General features: G+C 33.7%; 22 protein-coding genes and 1 pseudogene. 13 read left to right on the top strand and 10 right to left on the bottom strand.

All coding sequences use genetic code 11. The annotated features are described in order from the left end of the window. Positions 1–155: 155 nt before the first annotated feature. Positions 156–623 carry an endolytic transglycosylase MltG gene (locus OR571_RS13625; RefSeq protein WP_282243480.1) on the bottom strand — a complete coding sequence of 156 codons (468 nt, stop codon included), beginning with the start codon at positions 621–623 and terminating at the stop codon, positions 156–158. Further along, entirely contained in the window at positions 620–973 is a 354-nt protein-coding gene (locus OR571_RS13620; protein ID WP_282243477.1) for a hypothetical protein, read from the bottom strand. The genes OR571_RS13625 and OR571_RS13620 overlap by 4 nt, the downstream gene beginning before the upstream one ends. A gap of 173 nt (positions 974–1,146) precedes the next feature. Between OR571_RS13620 and rpmG the strand changes: the two genes are divergently transcribed. The 5 genes and pseudogenes from rpmG to OR571_RS13595 all read left to right on the top strand — a co-directional run bounded on the left by rpmG (position 1,147) and on the right by OR571_RS13595 (position 5,490). Then, positions 1,147–1,296, top strand: a complete 150-nt coding sequence (gene rpmG / locus OR571_RS13615) for a 50S ribosomal protein L33 (protein ID WP_093265860.1) — start codon at positions 1,147–1,149, stop codon at positions 1,294–1,296. Between the two features lie 71 nt (positions 1,297–1,367). Continuing rightward, complete coding sequence (locus tag OR571_RS13610) at positions 1,368–1,940, top strand: 5-formyltetrahydrofolate cyclo-ligase (RefSeq protein WP_481900402.1); 573 nt, start codon at positions 1,368–1,370, stop codon at positions 1,938–1,940. 1 nt (position 1,941) lies between these two features. After that, positions 1,942–2,136 carry a YqgQ family protein gene (locus OR571_RS13605; protein ID WP_142538335.1) on the top strand — a complete coding sequence of 65 codons (195 nt, stop codon included), beginning with the start codon at positions 1,942–1,944 and terminating at the stop codon, positions 2,134–2,136. Positions 2,137–2,359: 223 nt separating this feature from the next. Further along, positions 2,360–4,262: pseudogene (locus OR571_RS13600) on the top strand (LTA synthase family protein). A gap of 115 nt (positions 4,263–4,377) precedes the next feature. Further along, the gene (locus tag OR571_RS13595; RefSeq protein ID WP_282243467.1) at positions 4,378–5,490 is read left to right on the top strand and encodes a YqgU-like beta propeller domain-containing protein; all 1,113 of its coding nucleotides are present in this window, start codon (positions 4,378–4,380) and stop codon (positions 5,488–5,490) included. Positions 5,491–5,536: 46 nt separating this feature from the next. Here OR571_RS13595 and OR571_RS13590 read toward each other — a convergent pair whose 3' ends face one another. Then, complete coding sequence (locus OR571_RS13590) at positions 5,537–5,716, bottom strand: DUF2759 domain-containing protein (RefSeq protein WP_142538338.1); 180 nt, start codon at positions 5,714–5,716, stop codon at positions 5,537–5,539. Positions 5,717–5,869: 153 nt separating this feature from the next. On the opposite strand from OR571_RS13590, the gene OR571_RS13585 reads away from it, so the two are divergent. After that, the gene (locus OR571_RS13585) at positions 5,870–6,508 is read left to right on the top strand and encodes an MBL fold metallo-hydrolase (protein WP_282243466.1); all 639 of its coding nucleotides are present in this window, start codon (positions 5,870–5,872) and stop codon (positions 6,506–6,508) included. Between the two features lie 125 nt (positions 6,509–6,633). On the opposite strand, the gene OR571_RS13580 is transcribed toward OR571_RS13585, so the two are convergent. Further along, a complete protein-coding gene (locus OR571_RS13580) occupies positions 6,634–6,876 on the bottom strand; it encodes a DUF2626 family protein (protein WP_142538403.1) in 243 nt (80 codons plus the stop codon). A gap of 140 nt (positions 6,877–7,016) precedes the next feature. Beyond that, positions 7,017–7,697 (bottom strand): helix-turn-helix transcriptional regulator, encoded by a 681-nt coding sequence (locus tag OR571_RS13575; RefSeq protein WP_282243464.1) that lies wholly within the window; start codon positions 7,695–7,697, stop codon positions 7,017–7,019. A 184-nt stretch (positions 7,698–7,881) separates the two neighbouring features. On the opposite strand from OR571_RS13575, the gene comGA reads away from it, so the two are divergent. The 7 genes from comGA to OR571_RS13540 all read left to right on the top strand — a co-directional run bounded on the left by comGA (position 7,882) and on the right by OR571_RS13540 (position 11,621). Beyond that, positions 7,882–8,898, top strand: coding sequence for a competence type IV pilus ATPase ComGA (gene comGA, locus OR571_RS13570; protein WP_282243462.1), 1,017 nt, complete (start codon positions 7,882–7,884; stop codon positions 8,896–8,898). 75 nt (positions 8,899–8,973) lie between these two features. After that, a complete protein-coding gene (gene comGB / locus OR571_RS13565) occupies positions 8,974–9,942 on the top strand; it encodes a competence type IV pilus assembly protein ComGB (protein ID WP_481900392.1) in 969 nt (322 codons plus the stop codon). A gap of 11 nt (positions 9,943–9,953) precedes the next feature. Continuing rightward, positions 9,954–10,277 (top strand): competence type IV pilus major pilin ComGC, encoded by a 324-nt coding sequence (gene comGC / locus OR571_RS13560; RefSeq protein ID WP_282243461.1) that lies wholly within the window; start codon positions 9,954–9,956, stop codon positions 10,275–10,277. Between the two features lie 4 nt (positions 10,278–10,281). Further along, positions 10,282–10,734 carry a competence type IV pilus minor pilin ComGD gene (gene comGD, locus OR571_RS13555; RefSeq protein ID WP_282243460.1) on the top strand — a complete coding sequence of 151 codons (453 nt, stop codon included), beginning with the start codon at positions 10,282–10,284 and terminating at the stop codon, positions 10,732–10,734. After that, a complete protein-coding gene (locus OR571_RS13550; RefSeq protein WP_282243459.1) occupies positions 10,724–11,032 on the top strand; it encodes an ATP-grasp domain-containing protein in 309 nt (102 codons plus the stop codon). The genes comGD and OR571_RS13550 overlap by 11 nt, the downstream gene beginning before the upstream one ends. Next, complete coding sequence (gene comGF / locus OR571_RS13545) at positions 11,029–11,466, top strand: competence type IV pilus minor pilin ComGF (RefSeq protein ID WP_282243458.1); 438 nt, start codon at positions 11,029–11,031, stop codon at positions 11,464–11,466. The genes OR571_RS13550 and comGF overlap by 4 nt, the downstream gene beginning before the upstream one ends. Further along, complete coding sequence (locus tag OR571_RS13540; RefSeq protein ID WP_282243457.1) at positions 11,463–11,621, top strand: hypothetical protein; 159 nt, start codon at positions 11,463–11,465, stop codon at positions 11,619–11,621. The genes comGF and OR571_RS13540 overlap by 4 nt, the downstream gene beginning before the upstream one ends. 87 nt (positions 11,622–11,708) lie before the next feature. Here the strand turns inward: OR571_RS13540 and OR571_RS13535 are convergent, their stop codons facing one another. The 5 genes from OR571_RS13535 to OR571_RS13515 all read right to left on the bottom strand — a co-directional run bounded on the left by OR571_RS13535 (position 11,709) and on the right by OR571_RS13515 (position 14,965). Beyond that, positions 11,709–12,869, bottom strand: coding sequence for a tyrosine-type recombinase/integrase (locus OR571_RS13535; protein WP_282243456.1), 1,161 nt, complete (start codon positions 12,867–12,869; stop codon positions 11,709–11,711). 130 nt (positions 12,870–12,999) lie between these two features. After that, complete coding sequence (locus OR571_RS13530) at positions 13,000–13,449, bottom strand: ImmA/IrrE family metallo-endopeptidase (protein WP_282243455.1); 450 nt, start codon at positions 13,447–13,449, stop codon at positions 13,000–13,002. A gap of 94 nt (positions 13,450–13,543) precedes the next feature. Further along, positions 13,544–14,032, bottom strand: coding sequence for a hypothetical protein (locus OR571_RS13525; protein WP_282243453.1), 489 nt, complete (start codon positions 14,030–14,032; stop codon positions 13,544–13,546). A 47-nt stretch (positions 14,033–14,079) separates the two neighbouring features. Then, positions 14,080–14,589 carry a hypothetical protein gene (locus OR571_RS13520; protein WP_282243451.1) on the bottom strand — a complete coding sequence of 170 codons (510 nt, stop codon included), beginning with the start codon at positions 14,587–14,589 and terminating at the stop codon, positions 14,080–14,082. After that, positions 14,543–14,965 carry a hypothetical protein gene (locus OR571_RS13515; protein ID WP_282243449.1) on the bottom strand — a complete coding sequence of 141 codons (423 nt, stop codon included), beginning with the start codon at positions 14,963–14,965 and terminating at the stop codon, positions 14,543–14,545. The genes OR571_RS13520 and OR571_RS13515 overlap by 47 nt, the downstream gene beginning before the upstream one ends. Positions 14,966–15,280: the final 315 nt, after the last annotated feature.

The raw sequence follows: 15,280 nt of genomic DNA, 5'->3' as shown, positions 1-15,280 counted from the left end.
GAAAAGCACAGAGTCCTTGTCTAAGGGACCTGTGCTTTTTAAATGTTGAATCCAAGAAAAGGTAAACTCGTATCCGATACGAGTTTCGCACCTAGGTGGTGGCTTTCGTCAGGTTGTACTATAAGCCTTCATTTTTTCTTTGAAGAAGATTCATTTTACTTGGTGATTATTTCCGCGATTTGTTTGATTGTCATAGTTGGATTAAGTTCATATTGCCCGATTTGAATTTTACTGGATAGATCTTGAGCGACTAAATAATCTTCGAAATCCTGTTTATTTTGAATAATTCCTGCTTCTTCTAAGGATGTACTAATATCTCTTGATGTCATACCTGATTGGATATGTAGCACGGTATTTGTTGCTTCATGAGAGGGATTGTCCATAGTTTCTACCTTTTTTTCAATTTCAGGAGCCGTTTGTACGTTTTGAGCATTTTCTAAATCGAGTTGTAGTTGGGCTAATTGGTTCTTAACATTTTTTAATTCTGTTTGTGCTTGTTTGTATGCTTGAGGTGTAATTTCATCTTTTGCTTGGTCGTTCTCACCTACCATGAGCTGTATTTGAAATGCTGCACCGGCTAAGAATAATCCAATACCGAGAAAACGGATTGTTGCCTTATTCATCTTTTACCACCACCAATTACTGATTGTACTTCTTCTACGGTAAGAGAGGAGCGACTGCTAATTTCTTTTAATGAATAGCCTTGCTTGTATAATTCAAGAACTTGATTTTTGATAATTTCATGCACGACCGGTTTTTTTGTATTTTTTTTAGGGCTTGTGATTTTCGTTGATTCGATCAATAATTCTTCTTCGATAACTTTTAATCTGCGTTTTAATGCACTTGTTTCTTGATACAATGAGAAAGAAAGTTCTTCCACCTCAGCTTCTACTTTTTTGCTGGAATCCTTCAATAAAAAGGACAGGACGATCAATAATATACCTATAATCATGATAATGACAGAAAAATCCATTGCATTCACCTCTATACTAAAATTCTTATTTAATACTACCATATACAAAAAAACTTTGAATAATTTATTGTGTTAATTGTAGATTTTCTTGGATAATATGCTATAATTGATTAGTCGTATAAATCATGCTCAAGTTTTATATTTAATCCTGGCAAAGAGTGGGAGGGACAACCATGCGCGTTAATATTACATTAGCTTGTACAGATTGCGGAGAGCGCAACTATATTTCTAAGAAAAACAAGCGTAACAATCCAGAACGTCTTGAACTTAAAAAATATTGCTCACGTGAAAAGAAATCAACTCTTCATAGAGAAACGAAATAATAACTTAAACCAAAACCAAATGCGGTTTTGGTTTTTTTCTATTGTTTGGAGGGAATAACTTGTTAAAAACAATGCTAAGAAATGATATGAAAACCCGATTAGCATCTTTAAATCAGGAGTCCTATTTTACCTACTCAACAGAAATTGAAAATCGTCTTTTAATAGAAGAAAGTGTGCAGCATGCTTCTATTATTGGAATTACTATTTCTGCTTTTCCGGAAGTAAATACAGAAGGAATTATAAAGCGTGTATGGGAAATAGGTAAAACTGTTGTAGTCCCAAAATGCAATCCTAAAGACCGTTCCATGACTTTTTATAAAATAGACAGCTATGACCAACTAGAAACTGTATATATGAAGCTATTGGAGCCTAATCCTGATTTAACAGTAGGTGTTTTATCTGAAGATATCGACTTGCTTATTGTACCCGGTGTTGTGTATAGTAAAACAGGTTACCGTATTGGCTACGGTGGGGGATACTATGACCGCTTTTTAACAAATTATACAGGACAAACAATCTCTTTAGCATTTGATTTTCAAATAGTGGATCAAGTGGAAACAGAGATGTTTGATATCCCAGTTGATAAAATAATAACAAATAAAGGAATTATACCTTGTAAACAGAATCGCATAAAGGAAGTATAAGATGAATTCAGTATATGACGTTACGCAATTATTAAAACGTTTTGGTATTTTTGTCTACACAAAAGATCGATTAGCTGATTTAGAAATGATGGAAGAAGAAATAAAAGAGCTTTATCGCATGCAAATGATTGAAGTAAAAGAATATCAATTAGCTTTACTTTTATTAAGGCAAGAGCAAAGTAAATATAAGCAATAACAACGGCAGATACGTAGGATATCTGTCGTTTTTTTATTTTTGTAAATAAAATGAAACTTTTTGGATTGTACAACCGTCTATATAAGGAGTGTAAGAATAAGAGACACATTATATAATAACATCAATCATATCTATTATTGTTGATTTATTGTGAAGAAAGTATTAAGATATACTCTGTGACTTTTACTTATTTTTAAGAGTGAAAAAAGGGGAGGATGTAGGCGTGAGAAAGAAAAACTGGCCAACACATTCTATTCTTGTATTAGCTATTGTGGCCACATGGATAAAAACCTATATTGTTTACCACACAAGCTTTGATATGAAAATCGAGAATATAATGCAACAAGTAATACTATTTATAAATCCGCTCAGTTTTATATTGTTTATTTATGGGATTTCTTTATTTTTTAAAATCTAAAATGAAAAACAGATATATCTTAGTTACAAGTATCATACTTTCTGTAGTGTTATATGCAAATGCTGTATTTTATCGTTTCTTTACAGATTTCATTACTCTACCGGTCTTATTCCAAACAAGTAATTTTGGAGATCTAGGTACATCGGCAGCAGAAAGCATTTATTGGTCGGATATTTTTTACTTCACAGATGTAGTAGTAATAATTATTGCAATGAAATGGTTAAAAATTAGAGAAGCAACGTCTGTTATTAAACCTACTGTCCGAAGAGCATACTTTGTGTTAACGGCAGCAATATTATTTTTAAACTTAGGGTTATCTGAAATCGAAAGACCACAATTATTAACAAGAAGTTTCGACCGTGAAATGTTAGTGAAAAACATAGGCTCTTACAATTATCATCTGTATGACTTGTATATCCAATCGAAATCGCACGCACAGCGGGCGCTTGCTGATGGAAGTGAGCTTGTTGAGGTAAATAACTATGTTCGTTCGAACCAAGCAGAACCAAACGCAGAAATGTTCGGTCTTGCAAAGGGGCGTAATTTAATCGTCATTTCTATGGAATCATTACAAAATTTTGTGATTAATAATGATATGAATGGGCATGAAGTAACACCGTTTTTAAATTCATTAACCCAAGATAAAGATACATTTTATTTTTCAAATTTCTATCATCAGACTGGTTTGGGAAAAACATCCGATTCTGAATTCCTTGTAGAAAATTCCCTTTACCCTTTAAGTGGGGGAGCTGTATTTTTTACGCATAGTGGAAATAAATTTCATTCGATGTCTGAGAGCTTGAATGAGCAAGGTTATTTTACGAATGTAATGCATCCGAATAATAAGAGTTTCTGGAATCGTGATATGATGTATCAAGCACTTTCCATTCAAAAGTATTATGATGTGAACAGTTATGTAGTAAACGAAGGAGATGCGGTAAACTGGGGAATGAAAGATATTCCATTCTTTGAGCAATCCGTTACACATATGAAGGAAATGCCGCAGCCCTTTTATTCACGTTTAATCACATTAACGAACCATTATCCTTTTGACTTAGATGAAGAGGATCAATTAATACCTCCATATGATTCTAATTCACGAACTCTAAATAAGTATTTTCAATCTGTTCGTTACATGGATGAGGCTTTGAGAACATTATTTGACGAATTGAAAGAACAAGGGTTATATGATAATTCCATTATCGTAATGTATGGAGATCATTATGGTATTTCTGAAAATCATAATAAAGCAATGTCTCAATATTTGGAAAAAGAAATTACACCATATGAATCTGCAAAGTTACAACGTGTACCATTCTTTGTTCATATTCCGAATAGTGGAAAAGGCGGAGAAATTATAGAAACTGCTGGTCAAATAGATATTCGACCGACTATTTTGCATTTGCTTGGTGTAGAAACTGCTAAAGACATGCAATTAGGTGCAGATGTATTTTCAGATGAACATGAAGATTTCGTTATTTTCCGAAATGGTGGATTTGTTACGGATAAGCTGGTATTTGCCAATAATGCTTGTTATGACAATGCAACTGGGGAAGAAATCGCAATCGATAGCTGTCAGCCATATATAGATCGGACTACACAAGAACTCGGCTACTCTGACCAAATTATAAATGGGGATTTACTCAGATTCTACGATTTAAAAACAGGTAATCTGTTATTAGATCAGACAGAACCAAAAAATCCATAAGAAAAAGCACAGACATCTGTCGTCTGTGCTTTTTTGTGAAACAAATAGCAAGCTAAGACGTCTAATGATGTGAGCATGATTTTAGTATACAGAAATAGGTGAAGGGGGGAGTATATTGAAGAGGGTTGTCATACTAATTTTGTGCATATTTTTTTTGCAAGCGTGTAAAGAAAAAAATATTCAAATTGAAATCCCAGATTCTACAGGTAATGTAGAAGCACCACAATCTTCTCCATCTGATGTTGAAATTGCTCCCTCTAAAAAGATTCCGATCCTACAATTAGAGCGTTCTGTCTTCCATAGTGTTATTGGATGGTTGTCAGATGATGAAATACTTTTCATTTTAATGGAAAATGGAGAGTGGACGGTTCAATCTTATACATTATCAACGGAGACATGGAAAAGTATCTATGCAACAAAGACCCCAATTATTCAAGGTGAAATTCATCCAGGTAAAGAAATGATTCTTTTACATACATCAAGTAATTCCTCCTCTGCAGAAGTTCTTTTATTACATAAGGATGGGTATGTATTGCAAAGTTTACTTTTCGAATCTGCCGAAATTTATATGAATTGGAACCCGGAAAATCCAAATCTAATCGCATTCTCGACTTTTTACGAAGATTGGACATATGATACGTTTATTTATGACGGAACAACCCAAAATTTGAAAACAATCGAAGTGGATAACCCATTTATCAAATGGTATGATGACAATCGTTTAATGGTGTTTAAATGGAATGAGAGTAGTCTGGATGGAAGTGAATTATTATTATATTCCATAAAGGATGAGGTTCTGGAAGCAACTAATTGGAATCATCTATTAGATGTTCAGAATTTAGGGGAAAGCATGCTTTATGTAACTATAAACGAAAAACAGAACCAATTTGAATATCGATTAGAGGAGAAGGAGAAGAATCGGGTATATGAATGGACCTCTCCTGCTGTTAGCAATTATTCAGAATGGGTTATGCCGAATATGTCTATCATTCAGCCAGATAAGTTAATGATCCTTCAATCGAAGAAGTCTGGTAATAAGGATGAGTTTACAGATAAAAGTGTACTTTCTAGCTTTTCACTAGATGAGACAAAGCAATTTGGTGAATTAGGTGATGGGCCAATAGACTGTTCTCCGAATGGAGCGGTTTGTCTTGGTGGATATGAAAATGAAAATTGGATTCAATTAGATCCATTCCAAGAACAGGTTTGGTTAGAGTTAAAAGAATAGAAAAAAGCTGCCATACTTTAGTATGACAGCTTTTTTCGTGTGCGTTTTAGTGTAAACTTGGTGGAAAGCCTTGGTTCAAAATAGTCATGACTGTAAAGAAGCCAAAAACTGCAAAAGTACCAAAGTTAAATAGAACTCCTAGCACATTCTTTTCTTTGAAAGCTTGGAAAGTGCCGATTACAGCTAAAACTGTAACTAGTCCAAAAATAACCATTAATAAGTTCATGAAAGACACTCCTTTCGACATCAGAAAATGAATGTCGCTTTACATATTCCTCTTCTATTGTAATTGTATTCTCTAAATTTGTCGAGTGAAAAAAGTGGCGAAACGTTGAACAACAGATGGATTATCGTTTAAACTAAGAATGAGGTGATTTAAATGTTAAATGTACGTACATATCCACTAGGATTTATTCAAACAAACTGTTACATTATTTCGAATGCGGAAAAAGAATGCTTAATTTTTGATCCAGGAGGGGAAGGAGAAAAAATAGTAAGTGAACTCCGCAGGGTGAATTTGAAACCACTTGCTATTCTTTTAACACATGCCCATTTCGATCATATTGGAGCAGTAGAGGATGTAAGAAATGCTTTTCATATACCTGTGTATATTCATACTGCGGAAAAGAAATGGTTGGTCGATCCAACCAAAAATGGTTCTTCAAAGTATGCAGAAATTCCTTCGATCGTTTGCAAGGAAGCTGATATTATATTAGAAAATGAATTAAATTTAACAATTGGTAATTTTGCAATGCAATTATTGCATACGCCAGGACATTCTCCTGGAAGTATTACTTATTACTTTGCAGAAGCAGAATTTGCGATAGTCGGAGATACACTGTTTCAAAACAGTATCGGGCGTACAGACTTACCAAGTGGAAATCAAGCAGAATTAATGAAATCCATTCATACGAAGCTTTTAACTTTACCAGAGTCTACAATTATTTATCCTGGTCATGGGCCAGCAACAACAATCGAAGATGAAATGGAATCCAATCCATTTTTAAATGGATTTTAATAAGTTCAGGCTCAGTAGTGGAATATAGTATAAGTTTCTGACACTCTGGTGCTCCAGAGTAAGAAGCATACTATTAAGAATAAGAAAAAAGCAGCTCAACTTGAGCTGCTTTTTCATTTGGACGATTAATGTCCAGCGCCTGGTACGTGCATAAAAGTAGTGTAGTATGTAAAACCTGCGAAGAAGAACATTAAGTAAGCTCCGAAGATGTACATATACATACGTTCCGAAAGGTTTAAAAACCCTAAAAGAAGGAATAATCCCGTATTTGCTAAAAATAGTAGAGAAGCTTCTGACATACCACCTAAATAAAAGAAAACTGCAAAAATCCCTGTCCAGAAAGCCATCACTTTATACATATTGCCCATTTGTAGTCCCTCCTTTTGCAACGACACAAATATTCTCTCATTCATTATAGATGATTATGTCGACAACTGTAAACTGATTATTGCACATCACTTATGAATATACATCGGATTGTCACAATTATGATTCATCTATAGCTTCATTATAGAACTTCTATTTGATATACGCAATTGTTACAATGATTTTGCATACTTTCTATTTGCACAAAGTTATTCGTTGGAAACAGGGCATCGAATTGTCCTTTTAAAAATGATTCATGCAAGGAACAAACGAGTGCAGGGTGTTTATGTAACTGGTTTTTATATGGACAATTGTAAATAGAAAAAGTGATGACTTTTTTACCTTCATTTTCCGTAATTTGAGGTATATACCCAATCGCATTTGCAGCTTCCTTGAAAAGCTCCATTTTACCTTCAAAGGTTTGTGTAGTAGAAGAAATATGCTTGATAATTGTTTGCCCGTGTTGATAACTAATGTCTTTAGCTTTTGCGAGCGCATCGTCTCCCATGGAATCGACTAACTCTAACAACCATTGTAATAACAAATGATTTTCTTGTTTGGGGAAACTTAAATAGATCGGTTCCTCTGCAAGGAAATATATTCTGGCAGGTCGACCACCTTTTTTATTATTTTCTAATTCGGAGGAAACTAGTTTAGAGTCGTTTAATTTTGTTAAGTGTAGTCTTGCAACATTTGGATGTATGCTAAATTCATCTGCGATTTCCTGTACGGTGACTTGTTTCTTTTCTTTCACTATATATTGATAGATGGAGTATCTAGTTTCATCAGCTAGTGTATTTGTAATTTTTAATGTATCTTTCATACTAATTTCTCCTTTCCTATCTTTTCTATAATTATAAAGTAGAAATATAAAATAACAAATAAAACTAAATATTAATAATTAGAAAATTTTAAGAAATCTCTTTATTTATTTGGAGATTGGAAGTATACTTATTTTGTATAAGTTGGATGCGGTCCCAACTTATATCTGGAGAAAGGAACGATGCATGCAACAATTAGAAAATACGATTGAGCAAAAATGTGCCCAATTATTAAGGAAAGCACATAGGTTTGGTGCTTCTGATTTGCATATGATCCCTAATGAAGAAAATTATTTCTATTATTTTAAAAAACACTCCCAAATGTTTGAGGCAGGGAAGCTTCCCCTCCCATTGGGTGAACGTATTATTTCATTCTTCAAGTTTTTATCCTCTCTTGATATCAGCGAAAAAAGAAAGCCACAAAGTGGTTCATTTCAACAAACATTCAATTCTCAAAAATTCTCATTTCGTGTTTCAACATTACCATCTGTATACGGAAAAGAAAGTCTTGTTATTCGATTGCAGCAACATGATAATGCCAAAATAATCCATGCGTTGTCATTATTTCGAGATGCCTCCGAAAAAATAGTTGAGCTTGCGAACAATCGACAAGGACTAATTCTGTTTGTAGGTCCTACTGGCTCTGGTAAATCAACGACCATGTACTCACTCACTAAATATTGTTCTGAAAACTTGAATCGTCATGTTATTTCTTTGGAGGATCCAGTAGAAAATAGTCAATCTCATTTATTGCAAATTCAAGTAAATGAACGATCGGGAGTAACTTATTCAACGGGATTAAAAGCCATCCTAAGACATTCACCAGATGTAATAATGATAGGCGAAATCCGTGATGAAGCTACTGCAAAAGCCGCTATTCAAGCTTCTTTGACTGGTCATTTAGTGGTGTCTACAATTCACGCTAAAGATGGTATTGGTGCTCTCTATCGTTTAATGGACCTAGGAGTATCTGCGGAAGAACTAAAACAAACGATAATTGGTATAGTAACGCAAAGACTAGTACCAATATCAAACTTCAAACAACCGGAGCTTTCCGCCATATTCGAAATAATTTCTGATGAATTCTTAATAGAGGCATTAAGCTCTCTTATTACTGGTAAGGACTTTCATATCCCACATGCAATTACTCTTTCCTATCAAATTGAGAGAGGGGTAAGAGAAGGTGTCATTCAAAGAAATTAAAGCGTACTTTATGAAAAAAGATGAAACAATTCCTTCTCATATGCAATCACCATTTTAAGTAGACTAAGTGACTTATTGAAAGAGGGATATACTTTTCATGAGGCTGTTTCTATGTTACTGCCTTTCCATGTGAAAAATGCGAATAAAGTAATCATCCAAGTGACGGAGATCCAAAAAAATGGTTTAAATGCGAGCGAAGTATTTAAATTATTAGGTTTTCCAGCTCGATTACTTCTTCCAATTAATTTAGCGATGATTCATGGACAGTTACAGGAGACAGTCGCAACTCTCGGGGTGAATGTCGCTGTTTATGAACGAGCGAAAAAACGATTAAATAATCTATTGATGTATCCGCTCTTTTTGTTTGTCGCTATCTTTTTGTTGTTTACCATTTTCAGAATATATTTTCTTCCCAATATGGAAACCTTGCTCGGCACGAGAGAGTCTAACACTTCTGATAATTCTATAGCTTGGACAAGTGTATTATTGCAAATGCCGAATACTTTTTTAATCTTAATGGTTGTGGCTATAGCTCTTATAAGCCTTTTCCTACTATTTATGAATAAGCGAACAGTGGAAGAACAGCTTAGATTTTATCGGAAGATCCCAATTATAAATAGATGGTATAGACTATTGCTGACTAGAGTATTCTCGAGAGAAATAGGTGGGTTGATCGAAAGTGGTATGCCGCTGCAACAATCGTTAGATGCATTAATCAGTCAACAAGAACATAAAGCCCTTCAGTTTATGGCGGAACAAATGAAAAACAAAATTGTGCACGGTGAATGTTTTTCTAAATCAGTTTTACTATTAGACTACTTTACGGAAGATTTTCATCATTTTGTCGTGCACGGAGAAAACAGTGGGTATCTTGGAAGAGAATTAACCTTATATAGCGAGTTTCTATCAGATCGGATTGAAACAAAGCTTTCTCGGTATTTAAGCATCCTCCAACCAACATTGTTTTTCATATTAGCTGTTTTCATTATCGGAGCGTATTTAGCGATATTATTACCAATTTACGAAATGATAAATATTGTATAAGGGAGATTATTATGAAGAAATTATGGAAAAATCAACGAGGTTTCACTTTAGTAGAAATGATGATTGTATTACTTATTATTTCAGTTTTGATACTTATCTCTATCCCAAATGTTACGAAGCATTCTGCCAATATAGATGAGAAAGGCTGCGATGCTTTTTTAAAGATGGTGGAAGGACAGATTCAAGCATATAAAATAGAAAATAAAAAAATACCAACCATGGAGGAACTTAGTGAAAGCGAATTTTTAAATGGGATGGATGCGTGTCCAAATGGAGATAAAATAGAAATTGCCTCAGATGGAAGTGTTGATGTCATAAAAGGAAAAACGGAATAGATAGATGGAGCAATTCAGACGAAATGAACGAGGCTTCACGTTAGTTGAAACAATTCTTGTGTTATCTATCGTGATGGTTATTACAGCCTCCGTCGTTTATGTGACGACTTCAAGAATAGAAGCTGCAGAAGAAAAACGTTTTTTTAGACAGTTTCATTTAGATATGCAAAAAATCCAGTCTATTGCTATTGGAGAAACCAAATATACGCATATTTATTTTGATGAAAATGGCTCTAAATATGTGGGGGAATGGGCAAAAACTCGACTATTTGAGTATAAAGTGCCGAAGCATATACGCCTTTCTGCTGATAGTAGTTTAAAGAGAGTCTCTTTTCATCCCAATGGAATGGTGAGCCAATTTGGAACATTTTTGTTTGAGATTGAAAAAGGGACTAAAACAGTCACAAAAACAGTTACAGTGTATATCGGCACTGGCAGGTTAAATTATGAGGAATAGTGATGGGTTTTCTTGGCCAGAGACTATATTGGCACTAAGTATTACTTTTATCATTGCAACTACTTTACTTCCATTACTTAATAATATGCAAGTTCAATTAGAAGAGAAGAAACGAAAATATCATGCCTCTATTGTTATGCTGGAAGCTGCCAAAAAATATGTAACAGAAACGAGTCAAGATGGATCAATGGATATTGAAAAGGTTACGTATACGTATGAGATTCATGAACATCAAATTTGCGTGTACTACAAAGGAATGCGAGAGGAGAAATCGAATTGCGTAACTTTTTCAGATTGAACATTAGTAACCAAAAAGGGTATACACTAGTGGATGGGATTATACAATTATCTGTTTTAATGCTATTTTCTCAAGTATTTGCCGTAACAGTCGGCTGGACAAATAAAATAGAAGATAGTATAACAAATCCTTTGGACACGGAATGGGCGTTATTTGTTCAAAACGTAGGAACATATTTAAATGATATAGACACTCTGATCATTCAAAAAGAGCAACCGGGCATACGAGTCAAAAAAGGCGGAGAAGAGTATGACATCGAATTGTACCAAAATTTAATAAGAAAACAAAAGAATCGTTTGGGACATGAGCATATGTTATTACATGTAAAATCTATTTCAATTTCTATAGAAGGACAAACTCTACGCTTTTATGTCCAATTTTTGAATGGAATGGAAAAGGAGCATAATTTTTATGTTACGTTTCGTTCAGAATGAAAAAGGAGTATTGTTTACCAGCTGCAATGTTACTCTTATTAGTCGTTTGTTTGTCGTTATTTACGACAACCGCTGCATATCAATCTAAATATCGAACATATGATTCGTTGGAATTGAGCAACATTAATGCTACTATCATTAAAATAGTAGTATGAAATTCAAGAAACGTTGACATATAAGCTTTAAAGCAATAAAAAATGCGAGTTAAAAATGCAAAAATCACATTTCACTCACATTTCTCTTTATTTCTTCTTAAAATCCATTAAATCGTTAAATAGTTCTCCAACTTTTTCTTGAACTTGTTCTCGCATACCTTTTGTTACATGCATATAAATTTGAGTGGTGGTATCAGAATTTTTATGACCTACTTGTTTCATGATGAATGGAAGACTGAATCCTTTTTCTGCTAACATGCTAATATGTGTGTGCCTTAAAATGTAAGGATACAATTTTTTCTTGATTGGAGTTGTTGCACGAATTTCATTTAATGCCTTTGCTAAGTACTCTTCTTTAATAGGATAACCATCTGGTGTGGAAAAAACATGATCACTTTTAGTGAAATGATGTTTTTCTTTGTATTCCAGCACATTTTTTATCATATTCATTATTCTTTCTTCCATATCGATTAACCTTATGCTAGTTGTATTTTTGGGAGGAGTAAGCTTAAATACTTTCTTTAAATTTTTCTTTCTATAAATCGTCTTGGTAATACTTAATTGATTCGATTCGAACAATACATCTTTTTCTTTTAACGCGATTGCTTCGCCGGGGCGCATTCCGGAAAAGGCGATTGTATAAATTGCAATCACATTCACGTAGTTATAATACTTGTCCGCAGCATTTAACAACTCCCATAATTCTTCTGTCTCAAGATATTTTTCTGAGACGTTATCATTTTCAATATCTTCTACAGTCTTTTGTTTTTTAGGGATTTCCGCGTTTAGCGTTGGATTGGATTTTATCAAATTTATTTCAGTGGCATATCTAAAAATCATCCTCGCAGTAGTGTGGATCATTTTCATCGTATTCAAGGATTGTTCCTTTTTAAATAAATCATTTAAGATTTTTTGATAATGCGTTAATGTGACGCTTTTCATTTTCAGACTTCCTATATACTTTATCAGGACTTCGATACAATATTCCCTTATTGCATATGTCGATTCTTTTTGACCTTTAAGTAGGTACTGTTCAAACCATTGATAAGCAAAGTCTTTAAAAGTAATATTAGGGTCATATATAAGATTGTGGTCGATTTCTTCAATAGCAACTAATACCTTTGCTTTTGCTTCTTTCTGGCTTTTACCTCGCCTAGATATTTGTTTTCTTCTTCCGGTAGCTGGATCACGCGGACCATCAGCAACACAAACCCATTTTTTCCCCTTTATTAATTCGCGACAATACATAAAATCACTCCTTACTATCACGCTAACACAGATTTTCAGGATAATAGGTCTCTTTAGGTGAGCGTTTACACCATTATGTGAGCCGTAGGATTAATGCTTTGTCTTAAGCATTAAAATTACTTTCACAGGCTCATTTGTAGATGTATTGTTTCCGATTACTTAAGTACTGGTGAAGCCTTTTTTCTGCAAATTCATAGTTGACGCGAAACGTCTTCTGAAGCACCCAGACAGCTTTCTTTTGATTGGTGGGTAAATCTATTCGTTCAAGCATAAAAGTCGGCACACAGGCATGATAGGCGAAATTTGACGCTTTAAATTCTTGATACTCCAAAAATGAAGAGGGGAGAACTCTCTGATTGCCATCGTGCCACTCAATATGGCATAACTCATGACCAAAATCTTGCCATTGTTCGCATTCAGTCAATCTATCATCTATCAAAATAGCATTTCCTACCGTCATGGAGCTGTATGGTAAATAGACAAGGGTTGTACCTAAACGTGCTGAAATCGATTCCATATCCAACTGATGTGGCCAATAGATGCCGATGCTGTTGTACATTTTCTTAACGTATTCTTCCATAACGTTGTATGTGTATCTCATGAAGTTAACTCCTTTCGGAACATACGTTCTCTTTTTAGTATAAAGGAAAACCTTACTGATTGAAAGTAAGGCTTTAATGTTTGTTTAAATAAGAGGAGATTTCATTTTGAATCTCATTAAGGTAATTTATTTCTTTAATGAGGTCATCTATGTTTTTTTGATCCAGTAATTGAGGATCATTTTGTATTCTATATAAGACTCTATAATATCTACTAAGCAATTCAAAAAACTTGTCAATTTTTAGATTTGTTTTTAGGTTTAAAAACATTTGATCAGAGATACTGTATTTAATAATTGAAGAGATTGTATTAGGATCAGATGTTAATGATATCTCTTTTAAAAAGATCTGATTTGTATCTATTTCATTTTTAAGTAGTATTTCATAACGCCGGTGGGTATGAAGTTCCTTAGCCATGTTTTCATTTTTCAAGTTTTCAATTTGGTCCTTTGCAATTTTAAATGCAACTATACCACCTATAATACCACCGAATATACTTCCAAATGCACCAATGAACGCAGATACAATAGAAACATTTGATATGAGAAGCAAAAATTTTGTCATTAGGGGTTTGAATAAAATTATAAGTAAGGAATTTATTATATATTCAATCATAGATTGTTTTTTCTTAAAATATCACTCATTGCAAATGAATATTTCTTTTCAGCATTTCGGAATTCTAATATTCCAACCCCTCGTGGCTTTCCCGAACCATCATCAATATTTATATTAGGTACTTCTTCAGGCTCTTCTAATAGTTCAAAATAAATAAGTATATCGTTATCCGATATCTCAAACTCTTCGTTGCTCTCCGAATCGACGAAAATTTCTGGTATATCGTTATAATCGTAATATGAGCCTATTTTTAAACCTATACTTCTAATAAAAACATCGTACCTTGCTTTTAGAATATTTACTTTATCTGAAGTGCAATAATAAAATAAATCAATACATAGAGTACTATCAACATCTGAAAATTGACTAAATGAATATGGGCTTAAATAATTTCTCACCGCCACTCTTCTTGAGGCTAGCCAAAAATCAAGTTGCTCTACCAATTTCTCATTTATCTTATTATTCCCATCTGATACCTTCATAATTTGTAAGTTTGGAAAATACAAATTTTTCCACCTCCTCAGACAAATGAATACGACGAAAGTGTATTAAATAATAATATGTAGAACTATCAAATTTTGTGCTTATCCTAACTGGTATTTGCTCTTCATTATGTTGTATTATTTTGAACCAGTCAATCCATAGGGTATCCAAACATTTCTTTTTTTCGATTGTCTTTCTTGTGTCAAAAAAGACATCGCTTAATTCTAATGTATCTCCCTCTTTAGTTCCCGAACTAGCATTGACCGAAGCTCCAGTTTCGTCTGTAAATTGCATTTTATTTAGAACTCCGTCCTTACCTTCAGCATAACCAAGATATTGAGAAAAATTCTCCTGGATAACAACTCTTTCTAATAAATCAACAACACGCTCTTTAAACAAATGATGTGATGATGTCTTTTCAAAAACACCGCTATCTTCAACTCCCTTAATGAAAGGTTCAATAAGATCAAGATGTGGCTTTATTTTGTCTCTAAATGGCTTTTCAGAAACATCAGTGATGTCCTTAAATATATGATAAAGTGTCTCATTAAAATTCGTTATATCAATTTCACTTATACCAAAGGATTTATTAATAATTTTAATTATTGTGTTATATAAAATAATTGCAGAACGATTTGTGCCGAATATATCTTGTTTTGGGGGATGGAGACGGACACAAACATAACGTTTGTTAGTGTTTATTTCAACCCAAAC

Origin of the sequence: Psychrobacillus sp. NEAU-3TGS, from assembly GCF_029955155.1 — a bacterium.
Lineage (GTDB): Bacteria > Bacillota > Bacilli > Bacillales_A > Planococcaceae > Psychrobacillus.
Note: the sequence above shows the minus strand (reverse complement) of the source record. Positions and strands in the feature narration are given on the sequence as shown.